Origin of the sequence: Pantoea eucalypti (genome assembly GCF_009646115.1) — a bacterium.
Classification (GTDB): domain Bacteria; phylum Pseudomonadota; class Gammaproteobacteria; order Enterobacterales; family Enterobacteriaceae; genus Pantoea; species Pantoea eucalypti.
On record NZ_CP045720.1, the window covers coordinates 1883920 to 1907232 of the forward strand.

Genomic DNA, 23313 nt, shown 5'->3' on the forward strand with positions numbered 1-23313 from the left:
TGTTTCAGATTCAGATGGTGGTGGGAGAAGGATTCGAACCTTCGAAGTCTGTGACGGCAGATTTACAGTCTGCTCCCTTTGGCCGCTCGGGAATCCCACCATGGCCTGAATCTTTCTCTCTTAAAGCGGGGCGCATCATACCAAATGCGATAAAGGTGTAAAGCGCCCACTGGCAAAACAACATCTGTTTGCCCACTTTTTACGCGTAGCGCTGAATCTGCAGACAATTCAGCACGCTGGCTGATTAAAGAATAATCGTGCGATTGCCATAAACGAAGACGCGCTGCCCCAGAACTTTGTAGAGTGCGTTGCTCAGAACATTCTTTTCTACGTCGCGACCGGCGCGCATCATCTCATCAGCGGTGTAGCTGTGATCGACGTTGATCACATCCTGCATGATGATGGGGCCTTCATCGAGATTGTCATTCACATAGTGCGCGGTGGCACCGATGATCTTCACGCCGCGCTCATAAGCCTGGTGATAAGGGCGGGCACCGATAAAGGCGGGCAGGAACGAGTGGTGAATATTGATGATCTGGTTCGGATAACGCTGCACAAAAGCAGGCGTCAGGACACGCATATATTTTGCCAGCACCACGTAGTCGGGCTGATAGCGATCAATCTCTTCCACCATGCGGTTATCGTGCTCTTCCCGCGTCAGACCCTCATGACTCACCAGTACAAAGGGAATATCGAAACGCTCAACCAGTGAACGCAGCGTGTCGTGATTACCGACTACTGCCGCGATCTCCATATCCAGGCCGCCAAAGGCGCTCTTCATTAACAGGTCGCCCAGGCAGTGCGCTTCTTTGGTGACCAGAATCACTACGCGACGACGACCGGCGCTGTGCAGTTCACGCACAGAACCCTGTGGCAGAGCGCTGTCGAGATCGGCGAGCAGGGTGTTGTCGTTGAAAATCCCTTCCAGCTCGGTGCGCATGAAAAAACGCCCGGTGCGATGATCAACAAACTCATTGTTCTGCACGATATTGAGTTCGTGCTTGTAACAAATATTGGTGATTTTGGCGATCAGACCTTTTGCATCGGGACAAATGGTTCGTAAAACTTTTCTTTGCATGGTTTGCGCTTGCATCTCAATCAGAGTCCTGTCAAAGCATTAGGGGTAAACCGCTGGGGCAGCCATCAGCTTAACCACAACATTTTTTGTATTTTTTGCCACTGCCACATGGGCAGGGATCGTTACGCCCCACGGGCGGTGCTGTACCGTCAACATAGTACCAGCGTTGATCCTCGCGAAGAAAGCGTGAACACTCATGAATGGCATGAATGTTGTCGTTCTCGCGGTATCGCGCAAAAAAGGTGACGAAAGCTTCGTTCTCATGGCTTCCATGATTACAACGGGTTACATTCAGGCTAAGCCAAACGGTACCCGGGAAACTTTCAGATAAAAGCCCTGACAGGCCGGGATGGCGTTTATCAGGATGCCAGGTCGCAACCAGATACTCCGCATTATGCTGAACATAAGCGCAATAACGGGATCGCATAAGTTGTTCAGCTGTAAAAGGAATTTGGTTGCCCTGCAGAAAGGGCTCGCAACATACGCTATACTGCTCTCCGCTACAACATGGGCAGGTTTCTGACACATTATCTCCAGAGAATGATGAGTCGATTTCACAGGCGCGCTATGTTAGCTGACCCCACGTTGTGACGCTACGTATTGACGGCAGGACCAGATACAAATGAGAAAAGTAAAAATTGGATTGGCTCTGGGGTCTGGAGCGGCCAAAGGATGGGCACACATTGGTGTGATCAACGCCCTGGAGCGCGCTGGCATTGAGATTGACGTTGTTGCAGGTTGCTCAGTCGGCGCACTGGTTGGGTCTGCCTATGTGAATAATCGTTTGCCGTTGATGCAGAAATGGGTCAGTGCATTCCGCTACTGGGATGTTATTCGTCTGATGGATGTCTCGTGGCAGCGTGGCGGACTTTTACGCGGCGAGCGGGTTTTCAACCATGTTCGTCAGCTTATCCCTAACGATGCGATTGAGCAGTGCCATAAACCTTTTGGCGTGGTGGCGACCAACCTAAGTACCGGTCGTGAACTCTGGCTCACTGAGGGCGATTTACATCAGGCCGTGCGTGCATCCTGTAGTATGCCAGGTTTATTACCACCAGTGGGCTACAATGGGTATTGGCTGGTAGATGGTGCCGTGGTCAATCCGGTGCCAGTCTCACTGACGCGTGCCCTGGGCGCAGACATTGTTATTGCCGTTGATTTACAGCATGACGCGCATTTAATGCAACAGGATCTCTTTTCCGTTACGCCTCAGAACAGCGAAGAAGAAGCCGCAGCAGCGGCATTGAGTTGGGGTGGGAAACTGCGACAGCGCCTGGTGAATTTCACCCAGCGCCGTGCATCTCAGTCGCCTGGCGCGATGGAGATTATGTCCACCTCAATCCAGGTGCTGGAGAATCGCCTGAAGATGAACCGTATGGCAGGCGATCCACCCGACGTTTTAATACAGCCGGTCTGTCCGCAAATTTCGACGCTGGACTTTCATCGTGCTGAAGAGGCTATCGAGGCAGGCAGGGCGGCCGTAGAGAAGAAAATGGATGAACTATTACCACTGGTCCGTGGCAGATAATGAAGTTGTTCATTCAAAGCGGTGACTTCGGGCAATTCTGAAAGGCGCAACTGCGTTTTATGAACCACTATTGAAATATCTGGTACGCAGGGGGAAAGAATGGAAAAACCACTACTCGGCAAAAAGATACTCATTGTCGAAGATGAGGCTGTTTTCCGTTCGTTGCTGGACCAATTTTTGTTATCGATGGGTGCTGTGACGTTACAAGCGGAAGACGGTCTGGAAGCAATTACACAACTACAACAGCATACTGTCGACCTGATTATCTGCGATCTGGAAATGCCTCGCATGAGCGGCATCCAGTTTGTTGAGCATATTCGCACCCGTGGCAATGTGGTGCCGATTTTAATCATTTCGGCCACTGAAAACATGTCTGATATCGCTCACGTACTGCGTCTTGGGGTGCAGGATGTGCTGCTAAAACCGCTGAAAAACTTTGAACGCTTCCGTGAAGCGGTCTATGAGTGTCTCTATCCCTCTATGTTCACCTCGAAAGTGGAAGAGGATGAGCAACTGTTCCAGGACTGGGATGCGCTGGTTCGCGATCCCAAAGCGGCTGCCAAGCTGCTTAAGCAACTCCAGCCTCCGGTACAACAGACGATTGCCAACTGTCGGGTTAACTACCGCCAGCTGACAATGGCTGAGCAGCCCGGACTGGTGCTTGATATCGCGGCGCTCTCCGATAAAGATCTGGCATTTTACTGTCTGGACGTCACGCGCGCCGGTGACAATGGCGTGCTGGCGGCGTTGCTGTTGCGGGCTCTGTTCAATGGTCTGTTACAGGAGCAGCTGACCGGACAAAAACAGCGCCTGCCAGAGCTTAATGGATTGCTCAGACAGGTTAATCTGTTACTCCGTCAGGCAAATCTCAGCGGTCAGTTCCCGTTGCTGGTTGGTTACTATCACCGCGGTTTAAAAAACTTGATCCTGGTTTCCGCCGGATTAAACGCCACACTTCATGTTCATACCCATCAGATTCAGCTCAGCAATGGCGTCCCTCTTGGCACTATGGGTAGCACCCATCTGAACCAAATCAGTCAGCGTGCTGATAACTGGCAATGCCATGTGTGGGGCGCGGGCGGGCGCATCCGGCTGATGCTGTCGACCGAAGAATAAGGGCTAAAAAACGAAAGATTCTGGTGCTGAGGACAGGGCCAGAGTTTAGCTTTACAGTTGGGTAATAGTCTTAATTTCGACGGTTTCATGCCTTCCAGGATAAATCCGTTCGATACTAGCTGATATACTCATTTCCGAATTTAAACCGACATATCAAGTATTAACTTGAACGGCCTATGAGAGAGGTATCTTAATGTCTGCCAATAATACCAAAGTAAAAAAAGCGGTAATCCCGGTAGCGGGTTTGGGCACGCGTATGCTCCCGGCTACCAAAGCGATTCCAAAAGAGATGTTACCGCTGGTTGATAAGCCGTTAATCCAGTATGTCGTTAACGAGTGTATCGCTGCTGGCATCAATGAAATTGTGCTGGTAACGCATTCATCAAAAAATGCCATCGAAAACCACTTTGATACCAGCTTCGAACTGGAATCCATGCTGGAAAAACGTGTTAAGCGTCAGCTGCTGGACGAAATCCAGTCAATCTGCCCGCCACACGTTACCATCATGCAGGTTCGTCAGGGCATTGCCAAAGGTCTGGGTCACGCAGTGATGTGTGCACACCCACTGATCGGTGATGAGCCATTTGCCGTTATCCTGCCAGACGTCATCATCGACGAATACGAATCCAACCCAACCAAAGATAACCTGGCAGAAATGCTGAGCCGTTATGAAGAGTCTGGCCGCAGCCAGATAATGGTTGAGCCGGTTGCCGATGTGACCGCTTATGGTGTTGTTGATTGCCAGGGCGCAGAACTGAACCCAGGCGACAGCGCGCCGATGGTCGGTGTGGTTGAGAAGCCTAAAGCGTCAGAATCACCTTCTAACCTGGCTGTAGTCGGTCGTTATGTTCTCTCTTCAGAGATCTGGCCACTGCTGGCGAAAACCCCTCCAGGTGCAGGCGGTGAAGTTCAGCTCACTGACTCCATTGCCATGCTGATGGAAAAAGAGACTGTCGAAGCTTACCACCTGAAAGGCGTGAGCCATGATTGCGGTAATAAGCTGGGCTACATGCAGGCTTTCGTTGAGTACGGTGTTCGTCATCCGGTATTGGGCAAAGATTTTTCTGAATGGCTCGATGGCGCAGTTGGCAACAAAAAGTAATTCATAAACACAGGATAACTCGATGAAAGTCACTGTATTTGGTATCGGCTATGTCGGTCTGGTTCAGGCTGCGGTGTTAGCCGAAGTCGGACATGACGTTCTCTGCATTGATGTCGACGAAAACAAAGTCGAAAATCTGAAAAAAGGCATCATTCCTATTTTCGAACCAGGTTTAACGCCGCTGGTAATGTCCAATTACGAAGCGGGTCGTCTGAAGTTCAGCACTGATGCTGAGCTGGGCGTAAACCATGGTGTTATGCAGTTTATTGCAGTCGGTACTCCACCGGATGAAGACGGCTCTGCCGATCTGAAATATGTGACCGCCGTAGCGCGCACCATTGCGCAGCATATGAACGATCACAAAGTGGTTATCGACAAATCAACCGTTCCGGTTGGCACAGCAGACAAAGTTCGTGCGGTAATGACGGAAGCGCTGAAAGCGCGTGATGCCAACATCACATTTGATGTGGTTTCAAACCCTGAATTCCTGAAAGAGGGTGCTGCAGTTAATGACTGCATGCGTCCGGAGCGTATCGTTGTCGGTACTGACAACGACGACGTGGTAGAGCTGTTACGTGAGCTTTATGAGCCGTTTAACCGTAACCACGATCGCATGATCATGATGGATATCCGCAGCGCAGAGCTGACTAAGTATGCCGCTAACTGCATGCTGGCAACCAAAATCAGCTTTATGAACGAGATGTCTAACCTGGCTGAACGTTTAGGTGCGGATATTGAAAAAGTACGCCAGGGCATCGGTTCAGATCCCCGCATTGGCTACCACTTTATCTACCCTGGCTGTGGCTACGGCGGCTCCTGCTTCCCGAAAGATGTGCAGGCGTTGATCCGTACCGCGGAGTCTATTGGCTATCAGCCACGTCTGTTACAGGCCGTGGAAGATGTGAATGACAACCAGAAAAATAAACTGCCTACCTTCATTAAGCGTCATTTTGGCGACGATCTGAAAGGTAAAACGTTTGCACTCTGGGGTCTGTCATTCAAGCCTAATACGGACGACATGCGTGAAGCCTCAAGCCGTGTGCTGATGGAAACGCTGTGGGAAGCGGGCGCTTCTGTTCAGGCGTTTGACCCTGAAGCAATGGACGAAGCGCAGCGTATCTATGGTCACCGCAGCGATCTGAAGCTGATGGGGACCAAAGAAGCAGCCCTGCAGGGTGCAGACGGTCTGGTCATCTGTACGGAGTGGCAAAACTTCCGTGCGCCTGACTTCGACATTATCAAAAATGCGCTGAAAGAAGCCGTGATTTTTGATGGTCGTAACCTGTATGATCCAGAGCGTATCAGCAAACGCGGTTTCGTTTATTATGCAATCGGCCGCGGAGCGTCTATTCAAACTGCATAATTAACGAGGGATTTATGAACTTTCTGGTCACCGGCGCCGCAGGCTTTATTGGTTTTCATGTTAGTCAGCGTCTGCTGGCCGCCGGTCACCAGGTTGTCGGTATCGACAACCTGAATGATTATTATGACGTAAATCTCAAGCATGCCCGTCTCAATTTAATTAAAGCCAACCCAGGTTTTACCTTTATTGAGATGGACCTGGCGGACCGTGATGCAATGGCATCACTGTTCGGCCAGAACAGGTTCCAGCGCGTTATTCACCTTGGCGCTCAGGCTGGTGTCAGGTATTCCATCGAAAACCCTCATGCTTACGCAGACGCTAATCTGATCGGTCACCTCAATATCCTTGAAGGCTGCCGTCATCATAAAATTGAACATCTGCTCTATGCTTCATCCAGTTCAGTTTATGGTCTGAACCGCAAGATGCCGTTCTCAACGGAAGACAGCGTTGATCATCCGGTATCATTATATGCGGCGACCAAAAAAGCCAATGAGCTCATGTCGCATACTTACTCGCATCTTTATCAGTTGCCGACAACCGGATTGCGCTTCTTTACCGTCTATGGGCCGTGGGGCCGCCCGGATATGGCATTATTCAAATTCACGCGCGCAATGATTGCCGGTGAAGCGATAGATGTTTATAACCAGGGCCAGATGAAACGCGACTTTACCTATATTGACGATATTGCTGAAGCGATTGTTCGTCTGCAGGATGTTATACCTCAGAAGGATGATCACTGGACCGTTGAAACCGGTTCACCCGCAACCAGTTCAGCCCCATATCGTGTTTATAACATTGGTAATAGTCAGCCTGTTACGTTGATGAGCTATATCGAAGCGATTGAGAAAGCACTGGGTATTACTGCGAATAAAAATCTGATGCCGATGCAACCCGGTGATGTACTGGAAACCAGTGCGGATACAAGCGCGTTGTTTGAGGCCATTGGTTTTAAACCGCAGACCGGTGTTGAAGAGGGCGTTAAAAAATTCGTTGACTGGTATCGGGATTTTTACAGCGTCTGATTTAAAGAAAAAAGGAAGCGTCTGCTTCCTTTTTTTTGCGCATCAGGCTGATACTAATGTCGCGGCACTGTTTACTGTTTCAGTAAAAAATCGTCCAGCGTTTTACCCTGTTCTTCCAGTGCTATTTTGATCACCGCAGGTGTACGTCCCTGACCGGTCCATGTTCTGGACTCACCTTTTTCATCGGTATAAGCATATTTAGCCGGGCGCACTGAGCGTTTAGCTTTTGCCGCAGTTCGGGGAGTCGCGGCCTGGGCGTTAATCAGTTCATTCGGGTCGATTCCATCGGCCAGCAACATTTCACGATACTGATTAAGTTTACGCGTGCGTTCTTCATTTTCTGCCTGAAAATGCGACTCTTCTTCGCGGCGTTCTTTTACCACCACGTCCAGTTTTTCCAGCATCTCTTCCAGTGTTTCTACGGAATACTCTCTGGCCTGGGCGCGCAGCGTACGGATATTATTAAGAACTTTTAGTGCTTCGCTCATTGTCCTGGTCTCTGAATAAGGGGAAAGTTGTGTTGCCCGCTAATAGTAGTGGTGACGTTAAATAACTTCAATCATAAAAAAAATGATCACGGCTAATAACGCTGGAAATTAAAATAACCTGAGGGGGAATAATTCATAATTATGCCGAATGAAAAATATTTTCGCTTAGTATGATATGAAATAAATTTAATGTATTTAAGGCAGTAACAAAAATGTCATTGCTTGCATTGCAGTTAAAATAAGCAAAACTTATTCTCTTTCCTGACGCACCTGACGGTCGTCATAAACTGCCTGTTTAACGGTAAGCGGGCGGGCATTACGCTCTATTCCTCCATCGGCGTCAACGTATTCCCTGCGCTTTGTGTTAATATGCGCGCCATTCTGTTCAGTCCCGATGAAGATACGTTCCTATGGCCCAACTTTATTTCTATTACTCTGCCATGAATGCAGGGAAATCAACTGCACTGCTGCAATCTTCCTATAACTATCAGGAGCGCGGCATGCGTTCACTGGTCTACACCGCTGAGATCGATAATCGCTTTGGTGCCGGGCAGGTGAGTTCCCGCATCGGACTTTCGTCTCCCGCTGTGCTCTACAATGCAGAGACTGCACTTTACAGTGAAATTGCTGCTGAACATGCTGTGCAGCCTATTCACTGCGTGTTAGTTGATGAGAGTCAGTTCCTGACCCGGGAACAGGTCAAAGCGCTCTCTGATGTCGTGGACGATCTGGACATCCCTGTGCTCTGTTATGGCTTGCGAACTGATTTCCGGGGTGAACTGTTTGTGGGCAGTCAGTATCTGCTGGCATGGGCTGATAAGCTGGTTGAGCTTAAAACTATCTGTCACTGCGGCCGCAAGGCCAGCATGGTGCTGCGACTGGATAGTGAAGGTAAACCGTTCAGTGAAGGTGAGCAGGTCGTGATTGGCGGTAACGAAAGTTATATCTCCGTCTGTCGTAAGCACTATAAACAGGCGATAGAGCAGGGCTCGTTACAGGCGATTCATGGTGCACAGACTCCGCTGCCGTAACCCTCTTTTCAGGTAATAAAAAACCCGCCGTGGCGGGTTTTCTTATCACAGTGTCAGCGGGTCATTATCAGACCTTTTTCGCCTTCTTATCAGCCTTGATTCCTTTAACCGGCTGCTGAGCAACCGCCTGAGCGACGCTTGAGAACGGTTCAACAAATTCACGACCGTAGAAAGTGTCGAGCATAATCTGTTTCAGCTCAGCAATCAGCGGATAACGTGGGTTAGCACCGGTACACTGGTCATCAAAGGCATCATCGGCCAGTTTGTCGACTTTTGCCAGGAAGTCCGCTTCCTGCACACCCGCTTCACGGATGGAGGTCGGGATACCCAGTTCAGTTTTAATCTCATCCAGCCATGCCAGTAACTTCTCGATTTTTTGCGCAGTGCGGTCGCCCGGCGCGCTCAAACCTAAATGGTCCGCAATTTCAGCGTAGCGACGACGGGCCTGCGGACGATCATACTGGCTGAAAGCGGTCTGTTTAGTCGGGTTGTCATTGGCGTTGTAGCGAATAACGTTCGAGATTAACAGCGCATTAGCCAGGCCGTGAGGGATATGGAATTCTGAACCCAGTTTGTGCGCCATTGAGTGACAGACCCCAAGGAAGGCGTTGGCGAACGCAATGCCGGCGATAGTAGCAGCGTTGTGGACACGTTCACGCGCAACCGGATTTTTCGCGCCTTCAGCATAACTGGCTGGCAGATTCTCTTTTAACAGTTTCAGTGCCTGCAGTGCCTGCCCATCAGAGTACTCATTTGCCAGCACAGAAACGTAGGCTTCCAGCGCGTGGGTCACTGCATCCAGACCACCAAAGGCGCAGAGTGAACGCGGCATATCCATCACCAGGTTAGCATCGACAATCGCCATATCCGGGGTCAATGCATAGTCAGCGAGTGGATATTTCTGACCTGTCGCGTCATCGGTCACCACGGCGAACGGTGTGACTTCTGAACCGGTCCCGGAGGTCGTGGTGATGGCCACCATCCGTGCTTTTACGCCCATTTTCGGGAATTTGTAGATACGTTTACGGATATCCATGAAACGTAACGCCAGCTCTTCGAAGTGGGTTTCCGGATGTTCGTACATCACCCACATGATTTTCGCGGCATCCATCGGGGAACCACCACCCAGTGCGATGATGACATCAGGCTTGAAGCTGTTCATCTGCTCGGCACCTTTACGCACGATGCTCAGCGTCGGGTCAGCTTCAACTTCGAAGAAGACTTCGGTTTCGATGCCGTGTGATTTCAGCACGCGGGTGACCTGGTCGGCATAGCCGTTGTTGAACAGGAAACGGTCAGTGACAATAAAGGCACGTTTCGCGCCATCCGTTGCCACTTCTTCCAGCGCAATAGGCAGTGAACCCCGACGGAAGTAGATGGATTTAGGAAGTTTATGCCACAACATATTCTCAGCTCGCTTGGCGACAGTTTTGGTATTAATCAGGTGTTTTGGACCGACGTTTTCTGAAATAGAGTTACCGCCCCATGAACCACAACCCAGCGTCAGAGAGGGGGCCAGTTTAAAGTTGTAGAGGTCACCGATACCGCCCTGTGAAGCCGGCGTGTTGATCAGAATACGCGCAGTTTTCATTTTGTCGCCGAAGTAGTGCACGCGCTCAGTCTGGTTGTCCTGGTCGGTATAAAGGCAGGAGGTGTGACCGATACCGCCCATCGCGACCAGTTTCTCCGCTTTATTAACCGCATCCTGGAAATCTTTCGCCCGATACATCGCCAGCGTTGGGGAGAGTTTTTCATGGGCAAAAGGTTCAGATTCATCCACGAGTTTCACTTCACCAATCAAAATTTTCGTGTCTGCTGGTACGGTTAGCCCGGCCATCTCCGCAATTTTAAATGCCGGTTGACCCACGATGGCCGCATTGAGGCCGCCGTTTTTAAGGATGATATTCTGAACTGCACTCAGCTCGGCGCCCTGCAGCATGTAACCACCATGGCTGGCAAAACGTTCACGCACTGCGTCATAGACCGAATCAACCACGATTACCGATTGTTCTGAGGCGCAGATCACGCCGTTATCAAACGTTTTCGACATCAGAATTGACGCAACGGCACGTTTCACATCGGCGGTTTCATCAATCACCACCGGCGTATTACCGGCACCCACACCAATTGCCGGTTTGCCGGAGCTGTAAGCCGCTTTCACCATTCCCGGTCCACCAGTGGCGAGAATCAGGTTGATATCGGGGTGATGCATCAGCTGGTTTGACAGCTCAACAGATGGGGCGTCGATCCAGCCGATAATGTCTTTAGGCGCACCGGCGGCAATCGCGGCCTGCAGGACGATATCTGCCGCTTTATTCGTTGCGTCTTTGGCACGTGGATGTGGCGAGAAAATGATACCGTTGCGGGTTTTGAGGCTGATTAGCGCTTTGAAGATGGCGGTTGAGGTTGGATTGGTGGTCGGGACGATACCGCAAATCAGGCCAATCGGCTCGGCGATGGTGATGGTGCCGAAAGTATCGTCGGTGGCTAACACACCGCAGGTCTTTTCATCTTTATAGGCGTTGTAGATATATTCTGAAGCAAAATGGTTTTTAATGACTTTGTCTTCGACGATGCCCATACCGGATTCGGCAACAGCCATCTTAGCAAGGGGGATGCGGGCATCTGCGGCAGCGAGGGCGGCGGCACGAAATATGGCGTCGACCTGTTCCTGAGAAAAATTGGCATATTCACGCTGGGCTTTTTTTACACGTTCAACCAGTGCATTGAGTTCAGCGACATTGGTTACGGCCATGGTGTTCTCCTGAAGGAAGTTAAACTTTTTTAGTAAACAATCCTGCGCCCTGAGTATAGCTATGCTCAAAAAATGCGCTATATCAGGATGTAATGACAGGATTTTCAACTGTTTACTGAATAAGTCTTGCGTTGTCTGTGAAGACGTTTTCATTGATGCCGCTAATACTTCCGTTGTGAAAATATTACCTGGTTTGGGGTAGGTCAATTTTGATGCAGATCAATTTAACCGCAGGCTGACACCTTTCAGCACAGGGCTGATCCTTTATCAGCTCAAATGGACTTTCACATGCTGGCAGTCAGCCTGGTAGCGTCTAAATCCAGTCACTTTTTAATCTCTGGTGTAAAGCGCTAAAGGAGCGTTCATTCATCTATATAAATAGCTGGCTCAGCATCTGGTGTACAGGTCTGTTTTCACATACATTAGGCGCGTTTCCCCCCTGTGGTACGGAGTTAAAGTCGTGAACCCTGCGCTGTTAGATTTATCAGGCTATATAAAATTTTTTGTCGGGCTCTTTGCGCTGGTCAATCCAGTGGGCATTATTCCGGTGTTCATCAGCATGACCCGATATCAGGGCGTGGCTGAGCGTAATAAAACTAACCTTACCGCTAATCTTGCGGTGGCCATCATTCTCTGGACGTCACTTTTTCTGGGCGATGCGATTCTGCATGTGTTCGGTATTTCGATTGACTCTTTCCGCATTGCGGGTGGGATTCTGGTCGTCACCATTGCGATGTCGATGATCAGCGGCAAGCTGGGTGAGGATAAGCAGAACAAGCAGGAAAAGTCAGAAACGGCGATCCGTGAAAGCGTGGGCGTTGTGCCTCTGGCGCTGCCACTGATGGCGGGGCCAGGTGCTATCAGCTCGACAATCGTCTGGAGTACCCGTTATCACAGCTGGCTGAACCTGATGGGTTTTACCCTGGCAATCGCTATCTTTGCCTTCTGTTGCTGGTTACTGTTCAGGGCTGCACCATTAATGGTGCGTATTCTCGGCCAGACCGGCATCAACGTCATTACCCGTATCATGGGTTTGTTACTGATGGCACTGGGCATTGAATTTGTTGTAACCGGTATGAAGTCTATTTTTCCCGGTCTGCTGAATTAAACCCTCACTTATTTCAGGCAATGAAATGAAGTAATGATCCGTAATGGTGCAAAATGGCCTTTCATTGCACTATTACGATGCAATTATTCGCGATACTTAAAATAGAGGCACGATTATAAATTTCATTACTGCGTGTTTGCTCACAGACTTTTTCGTGGGAAATAATGTCACTATTTTCACACGATATTCTCCTCTGCACTTTTAACTCTGCCTCATAATCCGCCACAATATTACGGTAAGCCTGAATTTCATCATGCTGAAGCCGGATTTATCAGTATGAATGCCAAAACAGGCACAATTTGTCACCTGATCCTGCTTCGCAAAGAGCTTTCCGGCTAAAACGCCTATTTTTCATATTGATATGAAATTTTCAGAACGAAAATTAACACTTCCGCTTCGTGACATCTCATGATAAAAGAGAATTAGTTAACATTTTCGTTATTTTGCTTTGGCGCCCCTTAACGCCTTCTGATAATTTTTGGCTTAACGTGAATTTTTTCTCTGAAAGCCCAAAGTGAGAACGCTTTTTGCTTAAGCCTATCGGGATACTTAAATAAGGTTGGCGTTTCGGATGATTGGGATAAAGAACTTGCAGCAAAAGCGGTCCTCACTCGCAGGTGTTCTGTTACTGGCGTTTTCACCGGCCTATGCCGCCACCGTTCCGCCGGGAACGGCACTGGCTGCGCAACAGCAGATGGTGATTAATAACGGAAGCGAAGTCTCTTCACTGGATCCGCATAAAACTGAAGGCGTGCCGGAGTCCAATATTATTCAAAATCTGCTGGACGGACTGGTCAATACTGACAACAGCGGTCAGGTCGTGCCAGGCGTCGCCAAAAGCTGGGAGAATCCGCAACCTACCGTCTGGATTTTTAATCTGCGGGGTGATGCAAAGTGGAGCAATGGTGAGCCGGTGACCGCGAATGATTTCGTCTACAGCTGGCGTCGCCTGGTGGACCCGAAAACGGCGTCGCCTTATTCAAGCTATCCGCAGGCAGCCCATTTTGCCAATATCGATGCCATCCTTGCCGGTAAAGCGTCACCTGATCAACTGGGTGTGAAAGCGCTGGATGCCCATCGTCTGCAGATTACCCTGAGTGAACCAGTGCCTTACCTGGTCGCGATGCTGGCGCTTACCGCGATGAAGCCGGTTTATGAACCGGCCATTAAGCAGTGGGGTGAAGCCTGGACGCGTCCGGGTCATTACATTGGTAACGGCGCTTATACGCTGGACGACTGGATCGTCAATGAAAAAATCGTCCTGAAACGCAATCCACAATACTGGGACAATGCCCATACGGTCATTGAGCAGGGGACATTTCTGCCTATCGCCTCTGAAAACAGTGATATCAATCGCTACCGCAGCGGCGGCACGGATATGACCAACAGTGCGGTGCCGCCGGAGATGTTTGGCAAACTACGCAAAGAGCTGGGCGACGAAGTGAAAGTCAGTCCATTGCTCTGTACGTTCTACTACGAAATTAACAATAAAAAGGCGCCGTTCACCGATGCACGGGTTCGTGCCGCGCTGAAAATGACCCTCGATCGCGAAGTGATTGCCAATAAGATCATGGCCCAGGGACAAATTCCCGCCTATAGCCTGACACCGCCTTTCACCGCCGGTATCAAACTCACGCCGCCTGCCTGGTTCACCTGGACGCAGGCGCAGCGTAATGACGCCGCGAAGAAGCTGCTGGCCGAGGCAGGCTTCGATGCTGCCCATCCGCTGACCTTTACGCTGCTCTATAACACCTCAGATCAGAACAAACGGCAGGCGATTGCAGCTGCCTCGATGTGGCAGAAAAACCTTGGCGCGAAAGTGACACTGCAGAATCAGGAATGGAAAACCATGCTGGAGACCCGCCATCAGGCGCAATATGACGTGGTCCGTGCTACCTGGTGTGCCGATTACAACGAACCCTCAACCTTCCTGAATATGCTAATCAGCAACGCCTCGATCAACACCGCGTTTTACAGCAGCGCGACCTTCGATCGTCTGATGAAGGAAACGCTGACGGCGGGCAGTGAGGCGCAGCGTGCCGACCTGTATCAGCAGGCTGAAACACAACTCGACAAAGACTCACCAATTGTGCCAGTTTACTACCGCGTAAGTGTGCGCCTGGTAAAGCCCTGGGTTGGCGGCTTTACGGGCAAAGACCCGCAGGACATGACAGACCTGAAGTACTATTTCATCAAACAACACTGATCTGATCGCCCGTACGGCGAGACAGTCGGGAACGCATCAACGTACAGACCATTTTGGGGTCAATCTCCCTGGTAACAGGCCAGGGAGCCCGGAGACGGGGGACGCCGGGGCAGCGCATCGCCACGGTGACGATAATAAAACTGGAGTGTAATAATGAACAACATCACGAAAAAAAGCCTGATAGCAGCGGGTGTTTTCGCCGCAGTGAGTGCTTTGGCAGGGAATGCGGCTTTCGCAGCAAATGTGCCCGCAGGCGTTGAGCTGGCCGCTAAACAGGAGCTGATTCGCGGCAATGGCGATGAAGTGCAGTCGCTCGATCCGCACAAAATCGAAGGCGTGCCGGAAGACAACGTGGCGCGCGATCTTTACGAAGGTCTGCTGGTCAATGACAGCAACGGTAAACCGATTCCGGCTGTAGCGGAAAGTTACGAAAATAAAGACTTCAAAGTGTGGACGTTCCACCTGCGTAAAAATGCTAAATGGTCCAACGGCGAGCCGGTGACCGCGCAGGACTTCGTTTACAGCTGGGAGCGTCTGGTCGATCCTAAAACCGCTTCACCGTACGCCAGTTATCCGCAATATGGTCATATCCTGAACGTCGATGACATCATTGCCGGTAAAAAACCGATTACCGATCTGGGCGTGAAAGCCCTGGACGATCACACGCTGGAAGTCACGCTGAGTGAGCCGGTTCCCTATTTTGATAAACTGCTGATCAACTCCGTAATGTCACCGGTTTATAAACCGGCGATTGAGAAGTTTGGCGATCAGTGGACTCAGCCACAGAACTGGGTCGGCAACGGTGCCTTTAAACTCGACGCGCACGTGATCAACGAGCGTATCACCCTGGTGCGTAACCCGAATTACTGGGACAACGAACACACCGTGCTGAACAAAGTCACCTTCCTGCCAATCAGTTCCGAAGTCAGCGACGTTAACCGTTACTTCTCCGAGAACGGCAGCGACATGACTTACAACAATCTGCCGATTGAGCTGTTTAAGAAACTGCAGCGTGACAACGGCAAAGAGCTGCACGTCGATCCTTATCTCTGCACCTATTACTACGAAATCAACAACCAGAAAGCGCCATTCACCGATCCACGCGTTCGCGCCGCCCTGAAGCTGGGTCTGGATCGTGACATCATGGTTAACAAAGTGCTGGCGCAGGGCCAGAAGCCGGCCTACAGCTACACGCCGCCATCAACCGACGGCATGGATATCCTGCCGCCAGACTGGTTCAAATGGTCACAGGACAAACGTAATGCCGAAGCGAAAAAGCTGCTGGCTGAAGCCGGCTATACCGCCGACAAACCGCTGACCTTTAACCTGCTGTATAACACCTCCGATCTGCATAAGAAGCTGGCGATTGCCGCCTCGTCGATCTGGAAGAAAAACATCGGTGTGAACATCAAGCTGGAAAACCAGGAGTGGAAAACCTTCCTGGATACCCGTCATCAGGGTAACTTCGATGTATCGCGTGCGGCCTGGTGTGCGGACTATAACGAACCCACTTCATTCCTGAACACCATGCTGTCTAACAGCAGCAGTAACACCTCGCACTATAAGAGCGAGGCGTTTGACAAAGTGATCCGTGACGCGATTAAGGCACCGGATGCGAAAGCCCGCGCAGTGGATTATCAGAAAGCGGAGCAGATCCTGGATAAAGACAGCACCATCGTACCGGTTTACTACTACGTAAATACGCGTCTGGTGAAGCCTTATGTCGGCGGTTATACCGGTAAAGATCCACTGGATAAAACCCTGGATAAAGACTTCTACATTATCAAACACTAATAGCATTCAGGCTATCAGCAGTGGCGGCGCGTCTGGCGCCGCCTTTTTTACTTATTTATATGTTGTGATGCAACAGCCTGGTAGGTACGGCAATGTTAAAATTCATCCTGCGTCGCTTGCTTGAAGCGCTTCCGACGCTGTTCGTCCTGATCACCATCTCCTTCTTTATGATGCGACTGGCACCCGGCAGCCCGTTTACCGGCGAGCGCACCCTGGCCCCGGAAGTGATGGCCAATATTGAGGCGAAATATCACCTCAACGATCCCATCGGTAAGCAGTATGTTGATTACCTGCTGCAGCTGGCGCACGGCGATTTCGGCCCTTCGTTTAAATACAAAGATTATTCGGTCAACTATCTGGTCGCGCACGCGTTCCCGGTCTCAGCCAAACTCGGCCTGGCCGCGTTCCTGCTGGCGGTGATACTGGGCGTCACGGCGGGTGTGATCGCCGCGCTTAAACAGAACAGTATATGGGACTTCGTGGTGATGGGGGTGGCAATGACCGGCGTGGTGATACCGAGTTTCGTGGTCGCGCCGCTGCTGGTTCTGCTCTTCGCCATCACCCTGAAATGGCTGCCCGGCGGTGGCTGGAACGGTGGTCAGTGGAACTACATGCTGTTGCCGATGGTGGCGCTGTCGCTGGCGTATATCGCCAGTATTGCGCGTATCACTCGTGGTTCAATGATTGAAGTGATGCACTCCAATTTTATCCGCACCGCGCGCGCCAAAGGCTTGCCGCTGCGCCGCATTGTGCTGCGTCATGCGCTCAAGCCCGCATTGCTGCCCGTGATTTCCTACATGGGACCGGCGTTTGTCGGCATCATCACCGGTTCGATGGTGATTGAGTCGATCTACGGTCTGCCGGGTATCGGTCAGCTGTTTGTGAACGGCGCGCTGAACCGTGACTACTCTCTGGTGATGAGCCTGACCATCCTGGTCGGTTTGCTGACCATTCTGTTTAACGCGATTGTTGACGTGCTCTATGCCGTTATCGATCCCAAAATTCGTTACTGATTGCGGAGTTCGCCATGATGTTAAGTAAGAAAAACAGCGAAGCTCTTGATGCGTTCAGTGAAAAGCTGGAAGTAGAAGGGCGCAGTCTCTGGCAGGACGCGCGTCGTCGTTTTATCCATAACCGGGCAGCCTTAATCAGTCTGCTGGTGTTGTTAGTAATCACGCTGTTCGTGATTTTTGCGCCGATGCTGGCGCATTTCACCTACGACGATACCGACTGGTCCATGATGTCCTCACCGCCCGATACGACATCTGGTCACTGGTTTGGCACCGATTCATCGGGACGTGACATACTGGTCCGTGTGGCCATCGGTGGTCGTATCTCACTGATGGTGGGCGTAGCGTCTGCGCTGATTGCGGTGATCGTCGGCACGCTGTATGGCTCAATAGCCGGTTACCTGGGCGGCAAAACCGACTCGGTGATGATGCGTATTCTGGAAATTCTCAACTCCTTCCCGTTTATGTTCTTCGTGATCCTGCTGGTGACCTTCTTTGGTCGTAATATCCTGCTGATTTTTGCCGCTATCGGCATGGTTTCATGGCTGGATATGGCGCGTATTGTGCGCGGCCAGACGCTGAGCCTGAAGCGCAAAGAGTTCATCGAAGCGGCGCATGTCGGTGGGGTATCAACCTGGAAAATCGTGGTACGTCACATCGTGCCAAACGTACTGGGCGTGGTGGTGGTTTACGCCTCGCTGCTGGTACCGAGCATGATCCTGTTTGAATCCTTCCTGAGCTTCCTGGGTCTGGGGACACAGGAGCCGCTGAGTAGCTGGGGCGCGCTGCTCAGCGACGGGGCTAACTCAATGGAGGTGTCGCCGTGGCTGTTGCTCTATCCGGCGGGCTTCCTGGTGGTCACGCTGTTCTGTTTCAACTTTATTGGCGATGGCCTGCGTGATGCCCTCGACCCGAAAGATCGTTAAGGAGTTTCCCGATGACTATTCATGAATTCAAGCCAGCGATGGCGGCCCGCGCGGGAAGCGAACAGCTACTTACGGTCAAAGATTTACGCGTGACCTTTGGCACGCACGATGGGGATGTTACCGCCGTCAACGACCTGAACTTCTCGCTGCGCGCCGGTGAAACGCTGGGCATTGTTGGCGAGTCTGGTTCTGGCAAGTCACAAACCGCCTTTGCCCTGATGGGGCTACTGGCAAAAAATGGCCGCATTGGCGGCTCAGCAATGTTCAACGGTAAAGAGATCCTGAATCTGCCTGAGAACCAGCTCAATAAACTCCGCGCCGAACAGATTGCGATGATCTTCCAGGATCCGATGACCTCACTGAACCCCTATATGCGGGTAGGCGAGCAGCTGATGGAAGTGCTTAAGCTGCACAAAGGGATGAACAGCGCCCAGGCATTCGAAGAGTCCGTAAGGATGCTGGATGCGGTGAAAATGCCAGAAGCACGCAAACGCATGAAAATGTACCCGCATGAATTCTCCGGCGGAATGCGTCAGCGTGTGATGATCGCCATGGCGCTGCTGTGCCGCCCAAAATTGCTGATTGCCGATGAGCCAACTACCGCGCTGGATGTGACGGTGCAGGCGCAGATTATGACGCTGCTCAACGACCTGAAACGCGAGTTCAACACCGCCATTATCATGATCACCCATGATCTCGGCGTGGTGGCAGGCATCTGCGACAAAGTGCTGGTGATGTATGCCGGACGCACTATGGAGTATGGCAGCGCCCGTGATGTCTTCTACCAGCCAGCCCATCCTTACTCAATTGGCCTGCTTAATGCGGTGCCACGTCTGGATGCGATTGAAGGCGAAACCCTGGCCACCATTCCGGGCAATCCACCGAACCTGCTGCGTCTGCCGCAGGGCTGCCCGTTCCAGCCGCGTTGTCCGCACGCGATGGATATCTGCACCCAGGCACCGCCGCTGGAACCGTTTGGCAATGGCCGTCTGCGTGCCTGCTTTAAGCCGGTGGAGGAGTTAGTATGAGCACCGTAGCTGAAAAAAGAGTGTTACTGGAAATCGCCGATCTCAAGGTGCATTTCGACATTAAAGATGGCAAACAGTGGTTCTGGCAGCCATCAAAAACCCTGAAAGCGGTGGATGGTGTCAGCCTGCGTCTGTATGAAGGTGAAACCCTGGGCGTGGTGGGCGAGTCGGGTTGCGGTAAATCGACGCTGGCGCGCGCCATTATCGGCCTGGTTAAGGCCACCGAAGGTCGTGTCGCCTGGTTAGGCCGCGATCTGCTGGGTCAGAGCGAAGAGGAGTGGCGCAAAGCCCGCAGCGATATCCAGATGATATTCCAGGATCCCCTGGCGTCCCTGAACCCGCGCATGACCATCGGCGATATCATCGCAGAGCCGCTTCGTACTTATCATCCAAAAATGGCGCGTCAGGAAGTCAAAGACCGTGTCAAAAATATGATGATGAAAGTCGGGCTTCTGCCAAACCTGATTAACCGCTACCCGCATGAGTTCTCGGGTGGGCAGTGTCAGCGTATCGGTATCGCACGTGCGCTGATTCTGGAGCCGAAGCTGATTATCTGTGACGAGCCGGTGTCTGCACTGGATGTCTCGATTCAGGCGCAGGTGGTGAACCTGCTGCAGCAGTTGCAGCGGGAAATGGGCTTGTCGCTGATTTTCATTGCGCACGATCTGGCGGTGGTGAAACACATCTCTGACCGGGTGCTGGTGATGTATCTGGGGCATGCGGTGGAGCTGGGGACTTACAAAGAGGTCTACACCAATCCGCAGCATCCATACACCCGTGCGCTGATGTCTGCTGTACCGATTCCCGATCCGGATAAAGAGAAGAACAAGGAGATTCAGCTGCTGGAAGGGGAGCTGCCGTCGCCGATTAATCCGCCATCCGGCTGCGTATTCCGCACCCGTTGTCCGATTGCCGGTCCGGAATGTGCGAAAACCCGTCCGCTTCTGGAAGGCAGTTTCCACCATGCGGTATCCTGTCTGAAAGTCGACCCGCTATAATGCAAAACGCCGGGCACTTGCCCGGCGTTTTCTTATCTGCTTTGACGCTTATTCACGCCACAGGATATGACAGAGCTTGTGATCTTTTTCGCGACACAACAACACGCGAGCAAAGACGTCGGTAATCGGTTCACCGTCCGCTTCACCCAACCCAATCACCACCTCGGCGAAAAAGTCAGGGTTCAGATCGAAATCGACATGATCTTTCCAGTCTTCAGACGGATCAAACAGCTCTGCGCCACCGCGCTCTTCGAACTGCAGATTGAAGATAATGACGTCTGCCGGATCAAGATTGTCGACAGCCAGTTCAAGAAAGATATCGTAGGCTTGTTCCAGCGTTTCATCTTCGGTAAGGCGATTATTTAAATCCATAGTCTGTCCTGTCGGCCTGCGGCCATTTACACAATCTGGCTCGTTTTACAGTAAAGGGCTGAAGAAGTAAAACAGTCGTTCGACGATGCGCTGCCACCACGCACGTTTTGCCCAGCGCTTGCCATCCAGCAGGCGGGAACGGGCGATATAATCATCCTGCACACAGGCGAGATCGCTGCCAAAACCGGCATCATCGACCACCAGCGTCACTTCAAAATTGAGCCATAAACTGCGCATATCCAGGTTCACGGTGCCCACCAGGCTCAGCTGTCCATCGACCAGCACGCTTTTAGTGTGCAGCAGACCATCTTCAAACTGATAGATTTTCACGCCCGCTTCCAGCATCTCGCTGAAGAAGGAGCGGCTGGCCCAGCCGACCAGCAGCGAGTCGTTATGACGCGGCACAATCACGCTGACATTAACGCCACGCTGTGCGGCCGTACAGATAGCATGCAGCAGGTCGTCGCTCGGCACTAAGTAAGGAGTCGTCATGATCAGCTGCTCACGCGCTGAATAGACCGCGGTCAGCAGCGCCTGATGAATCATATCTTCCGGGAAGCCAGGACCGGAGGCGATGACCTGCACCGTGTGGCCGCTCTCCTGTTCAAACGGCATGATGTTGCGATCGGGCGGCGGCGGCAGAATGCGCTTACCGGTCTCAATCTCCCAGTCGCAGCTGAAAACAATGCCCATCGCGGTCGCTACCGGACCTTCCATACGCGCCATCAGGTCAATCCACTGGCCTACGCCCGCGCTTTGTTTAAAGAAGCGCGGATCGACCAGGTTCATGCTGCCGGTATAGGCGATGTAATTATCAATCAGAACGATTTTTCGATGCTGGCGGAGATCCATTCGTCGCAGGAAGACGCGCAGCAGGCTAACCTGCAACGCCTCTACGACATCGATCCCGGCATTGCGCATCATGCCCACCCAGGGACTGCGGAAAAAGTCGACGCTGCCCGCTGAGTCGAGCAGCAGTCGGCAGTGAACGCCACGGCGCGAGGCCGCCATCAGCGATTCTGCGACTTCATCTGCCAGCCCACCGGGATGCCAGATATAAAAAACCATCTCTATGTTGTGGCGTGCCAGTTGAATATCACGAATCAGCGCCTGCATAACATCGTCAGAGCTGGTAAGCAGCTGAAGCTGGTTTCCCTTGACCCCGGCAATGCCCTGGCGATGGTAACAAAGCTCGAAGAGCGAGCGAGCAACGTCACTGTGTTCAGTGGCAAAAATTTCACGGCACTGTTTCAGGTCACTGAGCCAGCGGGCGGTAGACGGCCACATGGTGCGCGCACGCTCCGCACGACGTTTACCCAGATGCAGTTCGCCAAACGAAAGATAAGCGATTATGCCTACCAGTGGCAGAATATAGATAACCAGAAGCCATGCCATGGCGGATGTTACCGCACGTCTTTTCATTAATACGCGCAGCGTCACCCCGGCTATGAGCAGCCAGTAACCAAATACCAGTAACCAGCTGATCAGGGTGTAAAAAGTGGTCATAAAGTGGACGTCCCGTTCGCGCTTTCGTCCGGCAAGTTTACGTGCAGAAGCCGGTTAACGAAACCCTTAATCCAGGACATCATCGATGAAGGATCCGATTTGGCATTGCCGCAAAGATCTCTATAATGCCCCGGCATAGATGACGTCAGTGAGGAAGTGATGAAACGAAGCAGAAATGAAGTGGCGCGCTGGAGAATGTTACGCCAGGTGCATCGCCGTCGTTCACGCTGGCTGGAAGGGCAGTCGCGACGCTATAAACGCATCCACTGCATCCGCCATCAACTGGCCCAGCAGCAGCGTCGCTCGATTCTGTTTATTACGCAGATAATATAATCAGGCTTCCAGAAACCCTAATTCATCCATTACTCGTCGCGCCATGGAATGTTCCTGTCGTGACGCTCCCCGATCGGTGACTTCACGCATCAGACAATCCACTACGCTGCCCAGCGATGTGGGTCTGCGATAACCCACACGGTCATACCATTCAAAAGACCATTTATCAGACTTACGCTGATAATAAACGGTCAGCCACGCTGAGCAGTTGGCCGGATAACCACTCAGGACTTCAATTTTTGGATCGGCAATAGCCTGAATCCGTGATAACAGCGGATCAAACAGCGTAATAGTCTGGCGAGTGTAGGTTTTATTCATAATGAGCCCGCGACGATACTGCGCATCCCTTCGAGGTCAGAGGTGTAATCAATCAGTAATAAATGTAGACAGCCCTTCTGAATAATTCCTCTTTAAAGCTAAAAAAATGATGTTCAGATCATAATTAGCCGAACAACAGCGCGTAGCGGTCAGGATACCAGAACAGGAGGTGATGAATGACAGGAAACCTGTACAACTTTACATTTAGTCAAGCTACTGAAATTTATGATT

General features: G+C 51.6%; 21 protein-coding genes and 1 tRNA gene. 14 read left to right on the forward strand and 8 right to left on the reverse strand.

Translation table 11 applies throughout. The annotated features are described in order from the left end of the window. Window positions 1-15: 15 nt before the first annotated feature. The 3 genes from EE896_RS08705 to EE896_RS08715 form a co-directional block, all read right to left on the reverse strand. Window positions 16-100 (reverse strand) — tRNA-Tyr (locus EE896_RS08705). 144 nt (window positions 101-244) lie between these two features. Further along, a complete protein-coding gene (purU, locus tag EE896_RS08710) occupies window positions 245-1093 on the reverse strand; it encodes a formyltetrahydrofolate deformylase (RefSeq protein WP_003852258.1) in 849 nt (282 codons plus the stop codon). Between the two features lie 55 nt (window positions 1094-1148). After that, window positions 1149-1604, reverse strand: a complete 456-nt coding sequence (locus EE896_RS08715) for a YchJ family protein (RefSeq protein ID WP_071591703.1) — start codon at window positions 1602-1604, stop codon at window positions 1149-1151. A 96-nt stretch (window positions 1605-1700) separates the two neighbouring features. Here EE896_RS08715 and rssA point away from each other — a divergent pair, with 96 nt between their 5' ends. From rssA to EE896_RS08740, 5 genes are all read left to right on the forward strand, one after another. Then, entirely contained in the window at window positions 1701-2606 is a 906-nt protein-coding gene (gene rssA / locus EE896_RS08720; RefSeq protein ID WP_003852252.1) for a patatin-like phospholipase RssA, read from the forward strand. 99 nt (window positions 2607-2705) lie between these two features. Continuing rightward, window positions 2706-3722, forward strand: a complete 1017-nt coding sequence (rssB, locus tag EE896_RS08725; protein ID WP_003852251.1) for a two-component system response regulator RssB — start codon at window positions 2706-2708, stop codon at window positions 3720-3722. A 193-nt stretch (window positions 3723-3915) separates the two neighbouring features. After that, a complete protein-coding gene (galU, locus tag EE896_RS08730) occupies window positions 3916-4824 on the forward strand; it encodes a UTP--glucose-1-phosphate uridylyltransferase GalU (protein WP_008925296.1) in 909 nt (302 codons plus the stop codon). Window positions 4825-4846: 22 nt separating this feature from the next. After that, complete coding sequence (locus tag EE896_RS08735; protein ID WP_003852248.1) at window positions 4847-6187, forward strand: UDP-glucose dehydrogenase family protein; 1341 nt, start codon at window positions 4847-4849, stop codon at window positions 6185-6187. Window positions 6188-6201: 14 nt separating this feature from the next. Next, on the forward strand, window positions 6202-7209 hold the full coding sequence (locus EE896_RS08740) for an NAD-dependent epimerase (RefSeq protein WP_003852243.1): 1008 nt from the start codon (window positions 6202-6204) through the stop codon (window positions 7207-7209). Window positions 7210-7280: 71 nt separating this feature from the next. Here EE896_RS08740 and hns read toward each other — a convergent pair whose 3' ends face one another. Further along, window positions 7281-7697: a histone-like nucleoid-structuring protein H-NS gene (gene hns / locus EE896_RS08745; RefSeq protein ID WP_003852241.1), complete on the reverse strand. Its 417-nt coding sequence runs from the start codon at window positions 7695-7697 to the stop codon at window positions 7281-7283. A 410-nt stretch (window positions 7698-8107) separates the two neighbouring features. Here hns and tdk point away from each other — a divergent pair, with 410 nt between their 5' ends. Further along, the gene (gene tdk / locus EE896_RS08750) at window positions 8108-8728 is read left to right on the forward strand and encodes a thymidine kinase (protein ID WP_003852240.1); all 621 of its coding nucleotides are present in this window, start codon (window positions 8108-8110) and stop codon (window positions 8726-8728) included. A gap of 67 nt (window positions 8729-8795) precedes the next feature. Here tdk and adhE read toward each other — a convergent pair whose 3' ends face one another. Continuing rightward, the gene (gene adhE, locus EE896_RS08755; RefSeq protein ID WP_039660120.1) at window positions 8796-11483 is read right to left on the reverse strand and encodes a bifunctional acetaldehyde-CoA/alcohol dehydrogenase; all 2688 of its coding nucleotides are present in this window, start codon (window positions 11481-11483) and stop codon (window positions 8796-8798) included. Between the two features lie 460 nt (window positions 11484-11943). Here adhE and EE896_RS08760 point away from each other — a divergent pair, with 460 nt between their 5' ends. The 7 genes from EE896_RS08760 to oppF all read left to right on the forward strand — a co-directional run bounded on the left by EE896_RS08760 (window position 11944) and on the right by oppF (window position 20553). Beyond that, window positions 11944-12591 carry a YchE family NAAT transporter gene (locus tag EE896_RS08760; protein ID WP_003853931.1) on the forward strand — a complete coding sequence of 216 codons (648 nt, stop codon included), beginning with the start codon at window positions 11944-11946 and terminating at the stop codon, window positions 12589-12591. A gap of 571 nt (window positions 12592-13162) precedes the next feature. Continuing rightward, the gene (locus EE896_RS08765; protein ID WP_110411362.1) at window positions 13163-14797 is read left to right on the forward strand and encodes an ABC transporter substrate-binding protein; all 1635 of its coding nucleotides are present in this window, start codon (window positions 13163-13165) and stop codon (window positions 14795-14797) included. Between the two features lie 153 nt (window positions 14798-14950). Then, the gene (oppA, locus tag EE896_RS08770; RefSeq protein ID WP_008925291.1) at window positions 14951-16591 is read left to right on the forward strand and encodes an oligopeptide ABC transporter substrate-binding protein OppA; all 1641 of its coding nucleotides are present in this window, start codon (window positions 14951-14953) and stop codon (window positions 16589-16591) included. A gap of 92 nt (window positions 16592-16683) precedes the next feature. Next, on the forward strand, window positions 16684-17604 hold the full coding sequence (oppB, locus tag EE896_RS08775) for an oligopeptide ABC transporter permease OppB (RefSeq protein ID WP_003853929.1): 921 nt from the start codon (window positions 16684-16686) through the stop codon (window positions 17602-17604). A 14-nt stretch (window positions 17605-17618) separates the two neighbouring features. Continuing rightward, entirely contained in the window at window positions 17619-18527 is a 909-nt protein-coding gene (gene oppC / locus EE896_RS08780) for an oligopeptide ABC transporter permease OppC (RefSeq protein ID WP_003853926.1), read from the forward strand. A gap of 11 nt (window positions 18528-18538) precedes the next feature. Further along, window positions 18539-19555 carry an ABC transporter ATP-binding protein gene (gene oppD, locus EE896_RS08785; RefSeq protein WP_140915456.1) on the forward strand — a complete coding sequence of 339 codons (1017 nt, stop codon included), beginning with the start codon at window positions 18539-18541 and terminating at the stop codon, window positions 19553-19555. Further along, a complete protein-coding gene (oppF, locus tag EE896_RS08790) occupies window positions 19552-20553 on the forward strand; it encodes a murein tripeptide/oligopeptide ABC transporter ATP binding protein OppF (RefSeq protein ID WP_003853922.1) in 1002 nt (333 codons plus the stop codon). Before oppD ends, oppF begins: the two co-directional genes overlap by 4 nt. A gap of 48 nt (window positions 20554-20601) precedes the next feature. Here oppF and EE896_RS08795 read toward each other — a convergent pair whose 3' ends face one another. Further along, the gene (locus EE896_RS08795) at window positions 20602-20925 is read right to left on the reverse strand and encodes an HI1450 family dsDNA-mimic protein (protein WP_140915455.1); all 324 of its coding nucleotides are present in this window, start codon (window positions 20923-20925) and stop codon (window positions 20602-20604) included. A gap of 45 nt (window positions 20926-20970) precedes the next feature. Then, window positions 20971-22431: a cardiolipin synthase gene (gene cls / locus EE896_RS08800; RefSeq protein WP_003853919.1), complete on the reverse strand. Its 1461-nt coding sequence runs from the start codon at window positions 22429-22431 to the stop codon at window positions 20971-20973. Between the two features lie 159 nt (window positions 22432-22590). Between cls and EE896_RS08805 the strand changes: the two genes are divergently transcribed. Next, a complete protein-coding gene (locus EE896_RS08805; RefSeq protein WP_003853917.1) occupies window positions 22591-22764 on the forward strand; it encodes a YciY family protein in 174 nt (57 codons plus the stop codon). Here EE896_RS08805 and EE896_RS08810 read toward each other — a convergent pair whose 3' ends face one another. After that, the gene (locus EE896_RS08810; RefSeq protein WP_003853915.1) at window positions 22765-23082 is read right to left on the reverse strand and encodes a hypothetical protein; all 318 of its coding nucleotides are present in this window, start codon (window positions 23080-23082) and stop codon (window positions 22765-22767) included. It lies immediately after the preceding gene. Window positions 23083-23313: the final 231 nt, after the last annotated feature.

What these genes read in the sequence shown, in the direction of transcription:
- purU (WP_003852258.1), bottom strand. Translation starts at nt 1,093, where the DNA reads ATGCAAGCGCAAACCATGCAAAGAAAAGTTTTACGAACCATTTGTCCC.
- rssA (WP_003852252.1), top strand. Translation starts at nt 1,701, where the DNA reads ATGAGAAAAGTAAAAATTGGATTGGCTCTGGGGTCTGGAGCGGCCAAA.
- rssB (WP_003852251.1), top strand. Translation starts at nt 2,706, where the DNA reads ATGGAAAAACCACTACTCGGCAAAAAGATACTCATTGTCGAAGATGAG.
- galU (WP_008925296.1), top strand. Translation starts at nt 3,916, where the DNA reads ATGTCTGCCAATAATACCAAAGTAAAAAAAGCGGTAATCCCGGTAGCG.
- EE896_RS08735 (WP_003852248.1), top strand. Translation starts at nt 4,847, where the DNA reads ATGAAAGTCACTGTATTTGGTATCGGCTATGTCGGTCTGGTTCAGGCT.
- EE896_RS08740 (WP_003852243.1), top strand. Translation starts at nt 6,202, where the DNA reads ATGAACTTTCTGGTCACCGGCGCCGCAGGCTTTATTGGTTTTCATGTT.
- hns (WP_003852241.1), bottom strand. Translation starts at nt 7,697, where the DNA reads ATGAGCGAAGCACTAAAAGTTCTTAATAATATCCGTACGCTGCGCGCC.
- tdk (WP_003852240.1), top strand. Translation starts at nt 8,108, where the DNA reads ATGGCCCAACTTTATTTCTATTACTCTGCCATGAATGCAGGGAAATCA.
- adhE (WP_039660120.1), bottom strand. Translation starts at nt 11,483, where the DNA reads ATGGCCGTAACCAATGTCGCTGAACTCAATGCACTGGTTGAACGTGTA.
- EE896_RS08765 (WP_110411362.1), top strand. Translation starts at nt 13,163, where the DNA reads ATGATTGGGATAAAGAACTTGCAGCAAAAGCGGTCCTCACTCGCAGGT.
- oppA (WP_008925291.1), top strand. Translation starts at nt 14,951, where the DNA reads ATGAACAACATCACGAAAAAAAGCCTGATAGCAGCGGGTGTTTTCGCC.
- oppB (WP_003853929.1), top strand. Translation starts at nt 16,684, where the DNA reads ATGTTAAAATTCATCCTGCGTCGCTTGCTTGAAGCGCTTCCGACGCTG.
- oppC (WP_003853926.1), top strand. Translation starts at nt 17,619, where the DNA reads ATGATGTTAAGTAAGAAAAACAGCGAAGCTCTTGATGCGTTCAGTGAA.
- oppD (WP_140915456.1), top strand. Translation starts at nt 18,539, where the DNA reads ATGACTATTCATGAATTCAAGCCAGCGATGGCGGCCCGCGCGGGAAGC.
- oppF (WP_003853922.1), top strand. Translation starts at nt 19,552, where the DNA reads ATGAGCACCGTAGCTGAAAAAAGAGTGTTACTGGAAATCGCCGATCTC.
- EE896_RS08795 (WP_140915455.1), bottom strand. Translation starts at nt 20,925, where the DNA reads ATGGATTTAAATAATCGCCTTACCGAAGATGAAACGCTGGAACAAGCC.
- cls (WP_003853919.1), bottom strand. Translation starts at nt 22,431, where the DNA reads ATGACCACTTTTTACACCCTGATCAGCTGGTTACTGGTATTTGGTTAC.
- EE896_RS08805 (WP_003853917.1), top strand. Translation starts at nt 22,591, where the DNA reads ATGAAACGAAGCAGAAATGAAGTGGCGCGCTGGAGAATGTTACGCCAG.
- EE896_RS08810 (WP_003853915.1), bottom strand. Translation starts at nt 23,082, where the DNA reads ATGAATAAAACCTACACTCGCCAGACTATTACGCTGTTTGATCCGCTG.